At 64.8% G+C, this 17108-nt stretch carries 12 protein-coding genes; 9 read left to right on the top strand and 3 right to left on the bottom strand.

Annotated features, from left to right (window positions below; genetic code table 11):
* Position 1 precedes the first annotated feature (1 nt).
* A complete protein-coding gene (dacB, locus tag VSX77_RS01760; protein WP_338425960.1) occupies positions 2 to 1486 on the top strand; it encodes a D-alanyl-D-alanine carboxypeptidase/D-alanyl-D-alanine endopeptidase in 1485 nt (494 codons plus the stop codon).
* Between the two features lie 9 nt (positions 1487 to 1495).
* Here the strand turns inward: dacB and VSX77_RS01755 are convergent, their stop codons facing one another.
* Positions 1496 to 3886, bottom strand: coding sequence for a penicillin acylase family protein (locus VSX77_RS01755; protein WP_338425959.1), 2391 nt, complete (start codon positions 3884 to 3886; stop codon positions 1496 to 1498).
* Between the two features lie 421 nt (positions 3887 to 4307).
* Between VSX77_RS01755 and VSX77_RS01750 the strand changes: the two genes are divergently transcribed.
* From VSX77_RS01750 to VSX77_RS01740, 3 genes are all read left to right on the top strand, one after another.
* Positions 4308 to 7301, top strand: a complete 2994-nt coding sequence (locus VSX77_RS01750; RefSeq protein ID WP_338425958.1) for a TonB-dependent receptor domain-containing protein — start codon at positions 4308 to 4310, stop codon at positions 7299 to 7301.
* Between the two features lie 220 nt (positions 7302 to 7521).
* Entirely contained in the window at positions 7522 to 8418 is an 897-nt protein-coding gene (locus VSX77_RS01745) for an N-acetylmuramic acid 6-phosphate etherase (protein ID WP_338425957.1), read from the top strand.
* Entirely contained in the window at positions 8415 to 9146 is a 732-nt protein-coding gene (locus tag VSX77_RS01740) for a GntR family transcriptional regulator (protein WP_338425956.1), read from the top strand. Before VSX77_RS01745 ends, VSX77_RS01740 begins: the two co-directional genes overlap by 4 nt.
* Here the strand turns inward: VSX77_RS01740 and VSX77_RS01735 are convergent.
* Positions 9138 to 10538, bottom strand: coding sequence for an FAD-binding oxidoreductase (locus VSX77_RS01735; RefSeq protein ID WP_338425955.1), 1401 nt, complete (start codon positions 10536 to 10538; stop codon positions 9138 to 9140). The two genes, VSX77_RS01740 and VSX77_RS01735, sit on opposite strands and share 9 nt — an antisense overlap.
* Positions 10539 to 10635: 97 nt before the next feature.
* Between VSX77_RS01735 and VSX77_RS01730 the strand changes: the two genes are divergently transcribed.
* Complete coding sequence (locus tag VSX77_RS01730) at positions 10636 to 11646, top strand: SIS domain-containing protein (RefSeq protein WP_338425954.1); 1011 nt, start codon at positions 10636 to 10638, stop codon at positions 11644 to 11646.
* A complete protein-coding gene (nagA, locus tag VSX77_RS01725; protein ID WP_338425953.1) occupies positions 11643 to 12782 on the top strand; it encodes an N-acetylglucosamine-6-phosphate deacetylase in 1140 nt (379 codons plus the stop codon). Before VSX77_RS01730 ends, nagA begins: the two co-directional genes overlap by 4 nt.
* Before the next feature lie 17 nt (positions 12783 to 12799).
* Here nagA and VSX77_RS01720 read toward each other — a convergent pair whose 3' ends face one another.
* Positions 12800 to 13678 (bottom strand): BadF/BadG/BcrA/BcrD ATPase family protein, encoded by an 879-nt coding sequence (locus VSX77_RS01720; protein WP_338425952.1) that lies wholly within the window; start codon positions 13676 to 13678, stop codon positions 12800 to 12802.
* Between the two features lie 337 nt (positions 13679 to 14015).
* Between VSX77_RS01720 and VSX77_RS01715 the strand changes: the two genes are divergently transcribed.
* From VSX77_RS01715 to VSX77_RS01705, 3 genes are all read left to right on the top strand, one after another.
* Entirely contained in the window at positions 14016 to 14540 is a 525-nt protein-coding gene (locus tag VSX77_RS01715) for a nuclear transport factor 2 family protein (protein WP_338425951.1), read from the top strand.
* Between the two features lie 390 nt (positions 14541 to 14930).
* The gene (locus VSX77_RS01710) at positions 14931 to 16445 is read left to right on the top strand and encodes an FAD-dependent monooxygenase (RefSeq protein WP_338425950.1); all 1515 of its coding nucleotides are present in this window, start codon (positions 14931 to 14933) and stop codon (positions 16443 to 16445) included.
* A gap of 130 nt (positions 16446 to 16575) precedes the next feature.
* Positions 16576 to 17106 carry a GNAT family N-acetyltransferase gene (locus VSX77_RS01705; protein ID WP_338425949.1) on the top strand — a complete coding sequence of 177 codons (531 nt, stop codon included), beginning with the start codon at positions 16576 to 16578 and terminating at the stop codon, positions 17104 to 17106.
* Positions 17107 to 17108: the final 2 nt, after the last annotated feature.

Raw genomic sequence — 17108 nt, 5'->3', positions numbered from 1 at the left:
GATGGTACAGGCTCGATATAGACTGGCGGCGGCGCTCCTCCTTGCCCCGGTCCCTGCGCAGGCGCTTGCGGAACAGCCGTGCGCAACGGCCGAACGGTCTCCCGTCCAGGCGGCGGTCGAAGGCGCGCTCGCCGACGCGCCGCAGGGCACGCGCATCGGTTTTCTTGTCACGACGATGGAGGGCGAGACGCTGGTGGCGATCGCTCCCGATCAGCGTTTTATCCCGGCGTCGAACACCAAAATCTATACGTCTGCGGCGGCCTATGCGGTGCTGCCCGAGCTCCAACGGACCGCGAAAGGAACCGGAGTGCGGATCGAGCCGGTGGCCGATGGCACGGTCGATGTGGTGCTTTACGGCCGCGGCGACGCCCGCATGTCCAGCGCAGCGGATTGCACCGTCGACTGTCTTCGCACGCTCGCCGACGCGGTCACGACGAAGACGCGCCGCGTGCGCCATGTCGTCGGCGACGACAGCTGGCTTCCCGACGAACGCTGGGGACCGGGGATGAGCTGGAACAATATCCAGTCGCGCTATGGCACCGGGATTTCTGCGCTCACGGTCGACGACAATGAATGGTCGCTGATGCTGACCCCCGGCAAGGTCGGCGCATCTCCCGCCATCGCTGCTTCACCCTATTTCACCGTCGACAATCGCGTCGCCACGGTCGAGGGCAAGGAAGAGGCCATCGTTGCCGAGCGCGCACCGGGCAGCCGAACCATCCTGATCACCGGCACCGTCGGCGCAGACGCAGCCCCCGTCCGGCTGCGGTTCGGCATCGACGATCCCGCGCATTACACCGCGTGGCGGATGCGCGACATGCTGATTGAGCGCGGCATGCAGGTCGACGGCGACGCGACCGCGCGGCATCGCCCGCTGCTACCGTCCGACGACCCCAAGCGTCGTGGCGATGCGCCGCCCATGCGCGCGCCCGAGGTGCCGATGCTGGCGGAGCTGCAGCCGCCGCCGCTCGCGGACGATGTGCGGCTGATCAACAAGGACAGCCAGAACCTCTACGCCGACCTGATGCTCCGCCGGCTGGCACGGCTCGGCGGGAGCGGATCGATTGCCGACGGTCAGGCGGCACTCCGCGCGACGATGACGGCCGCGGGCGTGGCGCCCGAAGGCTATGGGCTCGCCGACGGGTCGGGGATGTCGAGCTATAACCGGATCACCCCGCGGGCGACGGTGACCTTGCTGTCATGGGTCGCGCGCCAGCCGTGGGGCGATGCGTGGCGCGCCACGCTGCCCATCGCCGGGGTCGATGGCACGCTGCGCAACCGTTTCAAGGGAACGAGCCTCGAAGGCCGGCTGTTCGCCAAGACTGGAACGCTCAACGCATCGCGCGCGCTGTCGGGCTATCTGCTCACCAAAAGCGGTCGTACGCTTATTTTCTCGACCCTCGCCAACGACATGCCCGAGGACACCGACGCGGCGGCGAGCGCGGCGGTCGACCGCGCACTCGTCGCGCTCGCCGACGCGCTGTAATCGGGCGCTTCAGCCCTTTGCCGGCGCCAAAGTCAACCGTGCGGCGGCGTGGCGATCGACCGCTGCGCGGCTGAACCACAGGGGCTGCATCGCGCCGGCGAGCCAGTAGGGGTAGAAATCGCGATAGCGCGCTGAGCGCGGGTCGGCCGACTGGCCGGGGAGCAGCAGGAAGCGGCTGTTGTCCCACGCGCCGACATCGGCGACGAAAAGGTAACTCGCGCCGTGCGAGACGTTGAAGCCGCGCCGCGAATTATACCCGCGCGCCATCGGCGTCGTCCCGTCGCCGCCCGACCGTCCACCCTCGATCGGCGGAAAGGCCGCGGCGATCGCGGGGATCGAGGATGCGAGCGGGTGTGCGATGGTAACGCGGTGGAGGTCGCCCCATTTCCACGCCTTGGGATCGGACCCGGCGAGTTCGACCGCCTTGTTCCATCCGGCCTCGAGCGCGCGTGCGATCATCGCATCGCGCGCAGCGCGCGGGTCAGGGCCGAGCTGCGCGTCGAGGTCGGACAGGATGCGCAGCATCTCCGACAGGTTGACCGTGGGGATGAGGTCGCGCGCGCCGGCGGGCACGACGCGCTCGCGGAAATCGTTCGAAAGCGCCTGCATCACCATTTCAAAGAGCAACGCGGCGCCGCTGTCGACGCCCACCTCGCGGTCCCAGGACCGCAGCATCGCGGCGGCGTCGGCGACCGTCCCGGGCGGCGGCGCGGCAGGGAGCATCGCCTGCAGCGCGCGCGCTGGCAGCGACTGGACGTCGTGGAGCAACGCGACGCTATCCTCGATCCGGTGCTTCGGCTGCGCACCCAACACTTCGGCGATGCGGTTATAACGATAGGGGTCGCTCCAGGTGAAACTGATGATGCGGTCGCGGTAGGGATAGTCTTTGGGCAGGTTGAGCTGGTTCGCCGATGCAAACCAGCCTTCGCTCGGGTTAAAGACATGCGGCATCTGCGACACGGGCAATATCCCGGTCCAGTCATAGTCGCCATCACCGGGCGCCGGAAAGAGTCCGTCGTGTTTCCGACGGCGCGGGGTGAAGCCAATCGTCTGCCAGCCGGTGTTGCCGTCGACGTCGGCATAATGGAGGTTGGTCGGCGACACGTGCAGCTTGAACGCGCGCTGGAGCGATTCCCAATCCTTCGACAGGTTGATCGCGATGATCGCGAACCGCATGTTCGCGCCCGGCAGCATCGTCACGGTCGCAAAGGCGACCGCGCGGCGGCGCGCCGGATCTTCCGAAATGATCGGACGCCCCTCGGCATAGCGCAGAATGACGCGCTCGGCGGGCGCGTCCTTCACCCGTATCTCTTCCTCATGGCGCTCGAACGCCTTCCACTCGCCCCGGTGCCAATATCGGTCGGGGTCGCTTTCGTGCGTCTTGAGAACGAACAGGTCGGTCTGATCAATGTGGAAATTCGTGCGGCCAAAGGCGAAACGGTCGGTATGCCCCTGCATGATTCCGGGCAATCCGGGCGCGCCCGCGCCGATCACGTCGAGCCCGGGCGCCGTCATATGGACCATGTGCCGCGGACTTGCGCCGCCGATGCCGAGGTGCGGGTCGTTCGAAAGGATCGGGCGACCCGTCGCGCTGCGTGACGGCGCGATCGTCCAGGCGTTGCTCCCTTGCGAAAAACGGTCTTCATTGCGCAGCGCGGGATCCGCCTGTGCTTCCTGTAACGTATCGAAGGGCAGGGGCCGCGCCGATGGCAAGAGGACACCGAGGTCGGCTTCGGACACCGCCGCCGCGTCGAGCCCTTCGGGCACGGTAAACTCCCAATCGAGGCGCAGCGGCGCCATCAGCCGCTCGGCCTCGATCAGCCCGCGCGCCTGAAGCTGCGCGCGGCGCACCTCGTCGTCGGCGTCGCCCATTCCGATGCCGCGGTGACGCACGAGGTTTCGCACGTCCCAGCGCAGTGGTGCAACGCCAAGGATGCCATATTCGAGCGGGAGCTGATCGGGATCCGCCTCAAGCTCCGCGATGCGGGCGTTGACGCCGGCGACATATCCGCGCGCGCATTCGAGTACCTCGGGCGGCAGCGCGGCAAGCTCGGCGTCGATGTCGCCGCGATAGTGGAACAGCCGCGCCGCGCGGTCGGCGGCGACGAAGCGCGAGCCAAACACCTCGGCCATCCGGCCTGCTTCGCGCCGATAATCCATGTCGATCTGGAACAGCCGATCGCGCGCGACGAGATAGCCCTGGCCGAAATAGGCGTCGTGGAGCGACGCCGCGCGGACATGGGGAATACCGAGTTCATCCTCGACGATTTCGATTGGCGCGCGCGCACCCTCGACCACGCGGCGCGTCCGTGCCTTTGCGCCCGGCGACCGGCTCCAGGATTGCGCGGGAAAGAAGAGCGTGGCAACGGAGGCGAGAAGGAAGGTGCGGCGTTGGATCACGGGGGTCCCCTTGTGATGGTGAGGAATGCTTAAAGCCTATCGGTGCGGCATAGGCGTCCCCAATATTAAAGCGCCCGCCTCCTATAGCCCCAAGTTATCAGGCGCACAGACTCCTGCCATAACGGGCCGCATCCCATGCCGGTTGGCTATACCTCCATATAACCAAGTTAATACCATATCGGTTGACCCGCCTCCGCCACCCTGTAACCTCCCTGTCACGCAACCGGCCGTCCGGACGCATTTAGCGCCGCGACCGTCGGGCCAGCGCGAGGAGTATTCGAGAAATAACATGGCGGCGCCGCGAGCCCGCCAGGCGTCAGGCGGGACACAGGAGGCCAAGCCAGCCCGGGGCATCGGCGCCGGGACAGCATCGAACGATGAACAGCTTGGCCCTCGGGCAAAAAAAAAGGGGACGGTTAACATGCGTGATCTTGAACGAATTCGCCTGCCGCTGGTCGGCAAACGCAACCTTGGCGCGGCGATGACGGCGCTCGCTCTCGTTCACAACGCTCCGGCGCTGGCGCAGGCGACGGCGGAGCCCGCCGAAACGGTGGAATCCGCGGCATCCGACCAGATCATCGTCACCGGCTCGCGCATCGCGCGCGACGGTTTTCAGGCACCGACCCCGGTTGTCGTACTGACTCAGGAAGATATTCAGAATACGTCGCCGTCGAACAATATCGCCGACTTCGTGAACCAGTTGCCGCAGCTCGCCGGATCGACCAAACCCGCCAACTCTCGCCTCAACATCTCGAACGGCTCTGCGGGCGTCAACGCGCTCAACCTGCGTAACCTGGGAGAGAACCGGGTACTGATCCTTGTCGATGGTCGCCGTTCGGTCGGCTCGACGATCTACGGCTGGGTCGACATCAACACGATCCCGCAAGCGCTGATCGACCGTGTCGAAGTCGTGACGGGCGGCGCCTCCTCCGCCTATGGCTCTGATGCCGTTTCCGGCGTCGTCAACTTCATCCTCAACAAGAAGATGGAAGGGCTGCGGATCACCGGCGACATCGGTATCACCGACAAGGGCGACGGATTCAACTATTCGGGCAGCGTCGCGGGCGGCACGTCGTTCGCCGATGGCCGCGGTCATGCCGTGTTCAATGCCGAAATCGCGCATCAGGACGGTATATTCGAAATCGACCCGAACGACCGGCCGTGGAACCACAAGGGCTATCTGGCTATTGCCAACCCCACCTATACGGCGACCAACGGCCAGCCGGCCTTCATCACCTTTTACGAAAATGCGGGCCAGACCAACCAGGCGCCGGGCGGCTTCATCACCGGTTCCACGGGAACCACCCCGAACGCGCTACGGGGTTTGTATTTCGGCCAGAACGGCGAGGTCATCCCGTTCCAATATGGGTCTTTCAACTCGCCGGCGCTGGGCGGCTCCGCCGCGGTTACCCGAACGGTGGGCGGCGACTGGCGGGTCAACGATTCGGGGCGTCGTATCGGTCTCGCCCCGAAGGACGACCGCTACGGCTTTTATGGCCGTCTCAGCTTCGACGTGTCGGACGGCGTGACGCTGTTCGCCGAAGGGTCGTTCAACAAGCAGGAAGTCTTCTTCAACGCAGGTCCCAACCTGGGTTCGGCCACGCTCAACACGACGGGCTGCACGACCATCCCGGTCCCCACCACCTGTAATGCGTTTGCCCTGCAGACGTTGGGCGCAGCGCGGCTTGCGGGGGTCACCAGCGTCAGCATTACGACCACCGCGGCCGACCTGCCGTTCCGCGGGATCAACAACAAGCGTCAGGTTCAACGCTATGTCGTGGGTGCCGAGGGGCAGTTCGACGCCTTCGGCAAATCGGCGCGCTGGGACATCTTTGGTCAATATAGCCGGTCGGATGTCCGCGAACAGCTGCGCAACATCATGCATGTCACGCGCATGACCAACGCAACCAACGCGGCCTTTGCGCCCGACGGTTCGATTCAGTGTCTTATCAACGTCGATACCGATGCGACCAACAATGATCCGAGCTGCGTACCGCTCAACCGTCTAGGCCTCGGTGTGGCCGATCCGGCGGCGATCGATTATGTGCTCGGCGATCCTTTCCGCAAACAGGTGCTCGAACAATATGTCGCGGGCGCGAACCTGTCGTTGACCCCCTTCGCCACCTGGGCCGGCGACGTCAGCGTCGCGATCGGCGCCGAGTATCGCGAAGAAAAAATCCGCGGCAGCGTGCCGACCGAATTCCAGCCGATTGCAACGGTGGATGCCAATGGCCGGCCCGGATTCCGCAACGCCTGGTCGGTCGGCAATTACCTGCCGTTCAAGGGCAGCTACAATGTGAAGGAAGCCTATCTCGAGACTTTGGTACCGCTCGGCTTTGGGCTCGAGTTCAACGGGGCGGTACGCGCGACCGACTATTCGACCTCGGGTTATGTCACCACCTGGAAACTGGGCGCGACATGGGCGCCGATCGAGGATATTCGGTTTCGCGTGACGCGATCGCGCGATATTCGGGCCCCCAACCTGAACGAGCTGTTCCAGGCCGGCACCGCAAATAGCGATTCGGTGCGAAATCCCAATTTCGACGCCAACAACCCGGCGAACGGCCCGCAATTTTTCCCCTATTCCGGCCTGACGACGGGCAACCTGGCGCTCCAGCCGGAAAAGGCGGATTCGTGGAACATCGGGGGCGTGATCACGCCGCGTTTCCTTCCGGGCTTCAGCGCGTCGGTCGATTATTTCCGCATCGATTTGAAAGATGCGATCGACACGATCAGCGCGCAGGAAGTGGTCAATCGTTGCGACGAAGGCATTCAGCAGTTCTGCGACGCGATCACCACCGATCCCACGCGCTCGACGCCAACCGTTCCCTATCTGCTGATCCGCACCCAGCCATTCAACTATGTAAGCCGTCTGGTGCGCGGTATCGACTTCGACGCCGCGTATCGCCTGCCGGTGGGAGAGGCAAGCTCGATCACCATAAAGGGTACCGCCACGCGCTATATTGAAAATCTGGCGGATACCGGCATCGCCGGAACTACCCCGGTGAACACCGTCGGCGCCAACGGCGGCCAATCCAGCACGCCGAAATGGATTTTCCGCGCCAACCTCAATTATACGACGCCGACCTTCTCCGGCACCCTCACCGGGCGCGGAGTCAGCTCGGGCAAATATCTCGCGAATGCGATCGAATGCACCACCGGCTGTCCGACCTCGACCAGCCAGAATCCGACCTATGACGATAATCATGTCGATGGGACCTTCTACGTCGATCTCAACCTGACGCAAAAGGTCAGTGTCAACAGCGGCTCAGAGGCGGAACTGTTCTTCAACGTCACCAACTTGTTCGACGCCGATCCGCTGCTGCTTCCCGAAACAGGGCTTGCCGCGAACAGCACCTATTCGGACCTTCTCGGCCGCAGCTTCCGTATCGGCGTCCGGTTCAAGATGCGGTAAGTATTTTCGATTGCTGAAATTACCGGGCGGAGCGTTCCCATGCGCTCCGCCCTTTCTTTTGACTGAATGGTATTAGGTTGGTATTGTAATTGGTTATGGCGCGGGGTAGACCCAGAAAGAGCTGGCGCCGGCGCTGCGCCGTATAGTTGGGCGGTGGACGACCGCCGGCGACCCACAAACGGGAGTGCGTTATGCGCCACTGGTCGAGGCGGGGATTCGAATGACCGACACCGAAACACGCAATCCCGAGTTTATCGATATCGACCGCTGGCCCACCGAGCATGCGGTCGAAGCGATGCTCGACGGACAGATTGCCGCGGTCGAGGCGATCCGGGGGCAAACGGCGGCGATTGCCGCAGCGGCCGACGCGGCGGCGGCGCGGCTTGGGCACTCGGGACGCCTCGTCTATGCTGGCGCAGGCACCTCGGGGCGGATCGCGGTGCAGGACGGCGTCGAACTGGGCCCGACCTTCAACTGGCCACCCGACCGGCTCGTCTATCTGATGGCAGGCGGAATGAACGCGCTCGCCGACAGCGCCGAGGGCGCCGAGGACGATGCGGAGGATGCGCGGGCCCGCGTGCACGATGCCGCGATCGGGCGCGACGATGTAGTCATCGCGATTGCCGCCAGCGGGCGCACCCCCTTCACCGTCGCGGTCGTCGAAGCCGCGCGCGCCGCGGGCGCGCTGACCATCGGCGTCGCCAACAACCCGGACACCCTCTTGCTCGACGCGGCGGAATTTCCAATCCTCGCCGCGACAGGCGCCGAGCTTGTCGCCGGGTCGACGCGCATGAAGGCGGGGACGGCACAGAAGACAATCGCGAACCTCTTGTCGACCGCGATCATGCTCCGCCTGGGGCGCGTCTATCGCGGGTTGATGGTCGATATGGTCATTTCGAACGACAAGCTGCTCCAGCGCGCGCGCGGGATCGTTGCGACGCTAGCGGCGTGCGATGCCGACAGGGCGGCCGATGCACTCGATCGCGCGGGGCGCGACATCAAGCGCGCCGTGCTGGTTGCCCGCGGGTTGTCGCCGGGGGAGGCCGCGGCCCTGCTCGCCGAACATGACGGCATCCTTGCGCGCGCGATCGCGGCTTCGGGGGGCGAGGCCGAATGAGCGAAGCGGCGGAATCCGACACCCGCTTTGCGAGCACGCCGCTCTATCTCCAGCTCGCCGCGACGCTGCGCCGCAAGATTGTCGAACGCGAGATCGGGCCGGGCGAGGCGCTGCCGTCGGAACGCGATCTGTGCGACATTCTTGGCGCATCGCGCGTTACGGTGCGCAAGGCGATCGAGATGCTCACCGACGAAGGCCTGCTCACGCGGCGCCAGGGGTCGGGCACCTTCGTCACCGAGCGCATCGAAGCGCCGGGGTCACAGCTCAGCAGCTTCAGCGCGGATGCCGAAGCGCGCGGTGCCGAGAGCGATACGATCTGGATCATGAAGTCGCGCGGGCAGGCGTCGGCGGAAGAGGCGCAACTGCTCGAAATTGCCACGGGCGCACCGGTCATTCGCCTTAGCCGCGTCCGCCTGGCGGGCGGCGAACCGCTTGCGGTCGAAAATGCCATCGTACCCGCCGACATGCTCCCTGCGCTCGATGCGGTGGGTAGCTCGCTGTACCGCGCTCTTGAAAGTAATGGAAACCGGCCCGTCGGCGGGCGCCAGCGCATCCGCGCCGCGCTGGCCGGTCCGACCGAAGCCGGGCTTTTGACGATTGCCGAGGATAGCGAGATATTGCGCATCGAACGGATCACGCGCCGCGCAGACGGGCGCCCGGTCGAGCTGACCCGTTCGGCCTATCGCGGCGACCGCTTTGATTTCGTCAGCGAGCTGCGGCTACCTTAGACTGGGCGTGCCGGCGATCGCCGCGTCGTCGAGGAAGATTTTCCCGGGATTGAACAGGCCATGCGGGTCGAGCGCCTGTTTGATACGCCGCATCGCCGCAATTGCCGGCTCGCCATGTTCGCGGAGCAGCGCCTCACGCTTGCCAAGCCCGATGCCATGTTCGCCGGTGCAGGTGCCCCCGACCGAAAGCGCGTGGGCGACCATCGCCGCATTGACGCGCCGCGCCTTGTCCCAGCTTTCGGTATCGTCGGGATGCAGGGCAAAGATGACGTGGAAATTGCCGTCGCCGACATGGCCGAGGACAGGCGCAAACAAACGCGCGTCCTTAATAGCGGTCTTTGTGCGCCCGATTGCATCGGCGAGACGCGAAATCGGGACGCAAACGTCGGTTGTCCAGGTCATGCCGCCTGCGACCATCGCGCGTGTCGCCCACAACATCTGGTGGCGCGCGCGCCACAGCCGGTTGCGGCTGTCGGAGTCCGATGCGAAATCGAGCGTTCCGCCGCCGCACGAAGATCCGATGGCGCGCACGAGGTCGAGCTGGTCGCGCACCCCGGTTTCGGACCCGTGAAATTCGAGGAACAGGGTCGGCCGTTCGACGAGGCCGAGCGCGCTTTGCGCGTTGCACGCGCGGATCGCGACCTCGTCGAGCAATTCCATCCGCGCGATCGGGATGCCCGACTGGATCGTTGCGATCACCGTATCGACCGCGCCGCGGACGCTCTCGAAATCCCAGGTGGCGGCGACAATATGCTCGGGCTGACCGTGGAGCCGGAGGCTTGCTTCGACAACGAGGCCAAGCGTGCCCTCGGCCCCCGTGAACAGGTGCGTAAGGTCGTAGCCTGCGGCCGATTTGCGCGCATGACTCCCGGTAGTAATCAGCTCGCCGTCGGCGCCGACGACCTTCAGCGCCAGGACATTGTCGCGCACGCTGCCATAGCGGACGGTCGTCGTCCCCGAGGCGCGGGTCGAGATCATCCCGCCGATCGACGCGTTCGCGCCGGGATCGACCGGGAAGAACAGCCCCGTCGCGCGAAGGTCGGTGTTGAGCTGCTCGCGCGTCACGCCGGGTTCGACGACGCACAGCAGGTCTTCGGGATGCACCGCGACAATCCGGTTCATGCGCGCGAAATCGACGATCAGGCAATTCGCCCCCACCGGCGCTGCATTGCCTTCGAGCGAGGTTCCCGCGCCATAGCCGATGACCGAAAGGCCATGGGTTCCGGCAAAGCGGACGAGTTCCTGCACCTCTTCGATGCTTTCGGGCTGTGCGGCGAGCGCGGGCGGCGGATATCGATGATGCCCCTCGCTCTGCGCATAGGCGGCGAGCGCCGCCGGGCGGGTCAGAAGCCGCGGTCCGAAACGCTCGGCAATAGGGCTGGCGTCGATCATGACCCTGTATAGCAGCCTTGCAGGACGCGGTAAATTGGTATTATAAAGGTATTATGAATCGCGCCAAGCCGACATTGCCGACGTGCAGAACACATTGATGTTCCGCGAAGCCGCCGAAGCGGGAGCGGCGGTGCGCCGCCAGCGCGCGGAAAACCGCGAGGCGATGGCGGGGCTTGCCCGCACGCTTGCGGCGCGCAAGCCCTCGCTGTTGCTCACCTGCGCGCGCGGAAGTTCGGATCATGCAGCGACCTTTGCCAAATATTTGATCGAAACGCGGCTCGGCATCCCCGTTGCCTCTTATGCGCCGTCGCTCGCCTCGCTTTACCAGACGCCGATGCGGGGGTTGGCGGGACAGGTGCTGTTGCTCATCTCGCAGTCGGGCCGCAGTCCCGACCTTCTTCTCTCCGCCGAGGCCGCCCGGCGCGCGGGCGCCCTTACCGTCGCACTCGTCAACGACGCCGCCTCTCCGCTTGCGGCCGCGGTCGATGCGGTCGTCCCGCTCCACGCCGGCCCCGAAACCAGCGTGGCCGCAACGAAAAGCTACATCGCGACGCTGGCCGCGCTCGTCGATCTCGTCGCTGCCTGGGCGAATCAGCGCGACCTGCTCGCCGCGCTCGAACGGCTTCCCCACGACCTCGAAGCGGCGTGGCAGGCCGAGTGGGAGATACCGCAGGCTTTTGTGTCGGCGCGAAACCTCTTCGTGCTCGGGCGCGGGCTCACGCTCGGCGTTGCGGCCGAGGCGGCGCTCAAGTTCAAGGAATGCTGTGCGATCCATGGCGAAGCGTTCAGCCTCGCCGAAGTCGCGCACGGGCCGATGGCGCTCGTCGGGCCGGGTTTTCCGCTGCTCGTTTTTCCGCCGCTCGACGAAGCGCGTGCGGGCGCCGACGCGTTGCTTGCCGATTTTGCTGCGCGCGGGGCCGACATTGCCGTCGCCGGCGAAGGCTTTGCATCGACTCATGCGCTACCCGTCGTCGCCGGGCTACATCCCGTCACCGCACCGATTGCGATGATTCAGTCTTTCTATCGTTTCGCTAACCGCCTGTCGCTGTTGCGCGGGCTCGATCCCGACCGCCCGCCGAGCCTTGCGAAGGTGACGAAGACGCGATGAGCGCGCGCTTCGCCATCGCCGCGCCGCGGATCCTCGCCGCCGACGGGTGGCGGCGCGATCATGCCGTTGTCGTGCGCGACGCGGCAATCGAGGCGGTGCTGCCGGTCGAGGCGCTCCCCGGCGACATGGACGTCGAACGCTATTCTGAGGGTGAGCTGCTCCCCGGCTTTATCGACACCCAGGTCAATGGCGGCGGCGGGGTGTTGTTCAACGATGCGCCAACGGTCGAGGCGATAGCGACGATCGCGGCCGCCCACCGCCGGTTCGGGACGACCACGTTGCTCCCCACGCTGATCAGCGACGACATAGCCATCATCGAGCGCGGGATCGCGGCGGTCGAGGTGGCAATCGCCGTGGGAGTTCCGGGCGTTGCGGGAATTCATGTCGAGGGACCGTTTCTCAACGAGGGCAAGCGCGGCATCCACGACGCGACCAAGTTCCGTCGGCTCGACGAAGCGGCGGTAATTTTGCTGTCGTCGCTCCGCGGCGGACGCACGCTCGTCACGCTGGCGCCCGAGCTGGCACCCGCGGGGCTGATCCGCCGCCTCGTCGATGCGGGCGTCATCGTCGCGGCGGGGCATACGCTCGCGAGCTATGACGAAATGATGCGCGCGCGCGACGAGGGGATGCGCGGCGTGACCCATTTGTTCAACGCGATGACGGGACTCGACAGCCGCGCCCCCGGCGTCGTCGGCGCGGCGCTCGCGAGCGATCTTGTCTGCGGGCTGATCGTCGACGGGCACCACGTCCATCCGGCGTCGCTCCGCGCCGCTTTTCGCGCGAAGGGCGCGGGCGAACTGATGCTTGTGACCGATGCGATGGCAACCGTGGGTACTCGCCGCGACAATTTCATGCTCGGATCGACGCTGATCCGCGAGCAGGACGGCGCTCTGCGCGCAGCCAACGGAACGTTGGCAGGGTCGGCGCTCGACATGGCGGCGGCGGTGCGCGGCGCGGTCGCGCTGATGCAGCTCGACCTTGCCGACGCCTCACGAATGGCGAGCGCGACCCCGGCCGAATTCCTCGGGCTGGAGGCGCAGCGCGGGCGTATCTCTCCGGGGCTGCGCGCCGACCTGGTGCTGCTCGACCGCGACCTTGCGCCGCTGCGCTGCTGGATCGGCGGCGCGGCGGATTAGTCCTCTCTGTTTTGGTATCAGCCGCGCGCGGAGGTCGCGATCGGCAAGCCTGCAAAGAGGAGCGCCCCGTCGAGCGCATCGCCCAGCGGCTCATCGAGCTTTTCGACGATGCGCGCGCGCAGCCACGGCTTGATGCGTTCGGCAAGTCCCCCCATCAGCACGCAGCGCGTTGCGCCCTTGGCAAGGATCGTCTCGATGAAGCGTTCGACATGCTGCGCCGCATCGCGAACGATCGACAGCGCAATTTCGTCTCCGGTTTCGGCATAATCCATCACGAGCGGGGCGAAGCTGGCGTAATCGCCCGGGGCTGCATCGTCCATCCACGCGATGACCTTGGGGATGGCATGGTCGAATTGCTGGGTTACCGCCTGGCTGAGCGGCGTCGGGCGCGTCCGCCCGTCGAGTGCGCGAAGCGCATGGCGGATCGCGCTGAGCCCCAAGGCCGCGCCGCTCCCCTCGTCCGAAATGGGAAATCCATAGCCGCCGATGCTGAAACTGTCCTCGCCGCGCTTGACGAGGCCGACGCTGCCGGTGCCGATGATCAGGATGGCGCCGTCGGCGCCGCGATGGGCCCCCAGATTGGCGATCATCGAATCGCTTGTGAGCTGGACATGGGCGAAGGGAAATTCGAGCAGCTGGAGCTGCTGCTTCATCCCCATACGGTTGATGCCCGCAATGCCCATGCCGACGCGCACCGTGCCGTAAAGGCTTTCATCGACGCCGCCTTCGCGAAGCGCTTGAAAACAGACGTCGAGCAGCGTGTCGTGCAGCTTGTCGAGCCCGACGCGTGCATTCGCCGGTCCGGCCTTGCCGGACCCCAAAACGCGGCCATCTTGGTCGACCAGCCTCGACTTGCTCGCCGTTCCGCCGGCGTCCACGCCAAGGTAGAATGTCATAGGGCCGTCCTTTGCTTGGGCATAGCCGGGCGACCCTTTGGATGGAATCGCCGTCGTCGTCTTGCAATAATTGGTATCTTATTGGTATTTGCAGCCTGTTTGAATGTCCAGCACCAAATGGCGCTTTGCGGATTTGCCTTATCGCCCAAGTCGTTTGGAGGTGCGACCTTCGCAGGCCGCTGCCTCGCGCCGATATGCGCTCCATTGAGGCCGCGCCCGAACAGGAGAGGTTTTGCCGGGCCGTTGGGCAGGATCAATTGATCGTTCGGCGACTATAGTACTTCAGCAGAAGTACAATAGGTGCGTAGCCAGCGTCTTTTTTAGGAGACATTTCATCGTGACTGCGCCCTTGAATGCTCCAAAGACACATTTGTGTGCCGACAGGATTCGATACTCGCGGGGCTGGGGCCAAGGCCTGTTTCTGGCATTGGGAGCTCTGGCGCTGCCCGTCGCCGCCGCGGGCACGTCCCCGACCGCTCCGGAGCATTTGCCGCCAACAACTGAATGCGCCGCTGAAGCGGCTCGCGTCGTCGAGGACTATGTCGAAGCGCAAAACCGTCTCGACACGAGTCGAATGGCGCGTTTGATGGATCCTGACTATGTGGAGATTTCGCCGCTCGGCGCGCTGGACGACCGTTCGGCTGTACTGGGATTTTACAGCGATCCAAACGCATCGCGCCAAGACATAGCGCTCGAGGTCGACACGCAACGCGCTTTGGATGCCGGCTGCACAATTATCGCATCGCTGGTGTTGAAGGGGGCCACTGGAGAGCGGCGGCTCAGAGTAACATATACGCTGCGCCGCGCGGCGGGCACATGGCGCATTGCTGTCGTTCAATATACTGCAGTCCGGCCAAAGTGATATAGGTCGCGTCGGTTTGTGCGTTGCCTTGCTATCCCAATCCGATGAGATCGGGGCGATCCACCGGACGATGATATACGACGGCGAATCGGTCGGGTCTGGTTACCCGCCAGCAGCAGGAAAATTTCCTGGCGTCGTTCGGCCATCGCGAAATACGTCGCTCGGCGACGCAAACGGGGCCGCGCTTCCGCCAAAAGCTGAAGGCATCCGCGCAACGATTTTGCATGGGAAGACAGAAGGTTGAGAGGCGATGCGCGAAGCTCACCGAGCGTGCGGAAAGATGCACGTCTCTCTCGGTACCTAAATGGCCGCGAAAGAGTTGAATTCAAGGATTGGCGAGAAAAAACTTCGTGATATTTTTCAATGGCTTATTTGCCATGGAGAAAAATTTTGATCCAGAAGACTTCGACCGGCGCGCCAATCCGTTCGTCCGATGAGGACGCCCGGCTATACCAAGTCGCTATCGTCGGCGGCGGCCCGACCGGGCTTATGCTGGCATATGAACTGGCTCTGGCTGGTGTTGATGCCGCGATCGTCGAGCGGCGCGAAACACAGGAGCTCATCGGCATGCGCGCGGGCGGCCTCCACATGCGGACGCTTGAGGTGCTCGACCAGCGCGGCCTAGGGGACCGCTTCGTTGCTGAGGGAGAGCGTTTCCAGATGGCGCCCTTTCATGACGTAATGCTTGATGTGAGTGACACGCCGACGCGGCGAAATTATTTCCTGGCTTTACCGCAGAAGCGGTTCGAGGCGATGCTGGCCGATCGCGTTGCCGAGCTGGGGGTGCCGTTTTATCGCGGCTGCGAGCTGAGCGATTTTTCGCAGAGCGAGGAGGCGGTCGAGACAAGACTTGCCGACGGCAGGCAGTTGCGATCGACATATCTCGTCGGATGCGACGGCGCGCGGAGTGCCGTGCGCAAGCTGGCCGGCATCGAGTTTGCGGGGTGGGAGCCCACGAAGAGCTGGCTGATTGCCGAGGCCCAATGGCGCGAGGAACCCAAATGGGGTCTCGCGCACGACGCTCACGGCACGCACGCGCTCGGCCAGATGGACGAAGCCGGCAAGGTCCGTATCGTGCTCGTCGAGCGCGCGCTCAATCGCGGCGACGAACCTGCGCTGGATGAAGTGAAAACGCGTCTCGTCGAAGTCTACGGCACCGACTTCGGAATCCACGACGCGACCTGGATTTCACGCTTTAACGACCGGTGCCGACAGGCCGTCGCCTATCGGCAAGGCCGCGTCCTCCTCGCTGGCGACGCGGCGCACATCCACCCGCCGATGGGCGGTCAGGGCCTCAATATGGGTGTGCAGGATGCGATCAATCTGGGATGGAAGCTGGCGCAAGTCCTGCAGGGCGTATCGCCCGACACGCTGCTCGACACCTATCAGGCCGAACGTCATCCGGTCGCCGATCGCGTGCTGCGCAATGCGATGGCCGATGTCGCGCTGCAGCGGCGCGATCCGCGCAGCGTGGCGCTTGGGGAAAGAATGGCGGAACTGGCAGTAATGGAGGCGCCACGCAAATTTCTTGTCGCGGATCGGTCTGGCCTCGCGATAAAATATGACCTTGAAAATGATCATCCGCTGGTCGGACGCCGTATTCCCGATCTTGATATTGTGGTCGGGGGCGAGAAGCGACGGATCTACGATTATCTCCACCGCGCGCGACCGGTCCTTTTCTCCTTTGCTGGCGGGGCGGACCCCGTCCTGGTGCCGGGCAGCGACCGCGTTCAGCGGGTCTCGGCGCTCTGCGATGCACCGTGGGATCTGCCGGTGATCGGCCGCGTGCCGACGCCCGACGCGGTCCTGCTACGTCCGGACGGCTACGTTGCGTGGGCGGGGAGCCTCGATGACGAGCGGCTGCGCGATGCAATGGGCTTTTGGTTCGGAGGCATTGCGGCGTAGCATGTTGCCCCAGCACGGCCTGGTTGCCCGGGAAGGACATTTTTCCCGGCCCGCAAATGACAGCGGGAATGGGGATGAAGCAGGTGGATGGTAACGCAATGAAGAAAATATCCGTGGGCAGACCGGCGCGATGAGCGGTGACCGGCCCGTCCTTTACACGCGCCGGCTCGTGGTTGCGCCTTCTGTTCCGGAGGACCGTGACGATTTCATCGCGCTGGAACGCGACGCCGACGTGATGCGCTACCTCAACGGCGGCGCCGTGGATCATTCCGTCACCGACCCCTTAGAGGCTCCGTTTCTTATGCTCAGGGGTGGCGAGCCGGACGTCTGGTCGATCCGTCTCCGCCATAGTGGCGCCTTCGTGGGATGGCTGTCACTTCGGCCTGTCGACAACGGGCAGGCGGAGCTCGGTTATCGGCTTTGCAAAAGCGCGTGGGGGCAGGGGCTGGCGACTGAAAGCGCTGGCGCGCTCGTCGCCTGGGGGTTGGAACGCGCCGGATATGGGCGGATTACTGCGCAGACGATGGCCGTGAACCAGGCTTCGCGCCGCGCCATGGAAAAGATCGGTATGCGCTACATAAGAACCGAATATGCCGAATATGCCGATCCGATCGCCGGATCTGAGCAAGGGGAGGTTATTTACGAGGTAGTTTCGGGCTGAAA

Source organism: Sphingopyxis sp. TUF1 (genome assembly GCF_036687315.1).
Lineage (GTDB): Bacteria > Pseudomonadota > Alphaproteobacteria > Sphingomonadales > Sphingomonadaceae > Sphingopyxis > Sphingopyxis kveilinensis.
The sequence above is the reverse complement of the archived record's forward strand: the minus strand, read 5'-3'. Positions and strand labels throughout refer to the sequence as shown.

Bases quoted from the DNA above. Each gene is read 5' to 3' on its own strand.
- VSX77_RS01705 (WP_338425949.1), top strand. From the start codon at position 16,576: ATGAGCGGTGACCGGCCCGTCCTTTACACGCGCCGGCTCGTGGTTGCG.
- nagA (WP_338425953.1), top strand. From the start codon at position 11,643: ATGAGCGCGCGCTTCGCCATCGCCGCGCCGCGGATCCTCGCCGCCGAC.
- dacB (WP_338425960.1), top strand. From the start codon at position 2: ATGGTACAGGCTCGATATAGACTGGCGGCGGCGCTCCTCCTTGCCCCG.
- VSX77_RS01740 (WP_338425956.1), top strand. From the start codon at position 8,415: ATGAGCGAAGCGGCGGAATCCGACACCCGCTTTGCGAGCACGCCGCTC.
- VSX77_RS01735 (WP_338425955.1), bottom strand. From the start codon at position 10,538: ATGATCGACGCCAGCCCTATTGCCGAGCGTTTCGGACCGCGGCTTCTG.
- VSX77_RS01750 (WP_338425958.1), top strand. From the start codon at position 4,308: ATGCGTGATCTTGAACGAATTCGCCTGCCGCTGGTCGGCAAACGCAAC.
- VSX77_RS01730 (WP_338425954.1), top strand. From the start codon at position 10,636: ATGTTCCGCGAAGCCGCCGAAGCGGGAGCGGCGGTGCGCCGCCAGCGC.
- VSX77_RS01745 (WP_338425957.1), top strand. From the start codon at position 7,522: ATGACCGACACCGAAACACGCAATCCCGAGTTTATCGATATCGACCGC.
- VSX77_RS01720 (WP_338425952.1), bottom strand. From the start codon at position 13,678: ATGACATTCTACCTTGGCGTGGACGCCGGCGGAACGGCGAGCAAGTCG.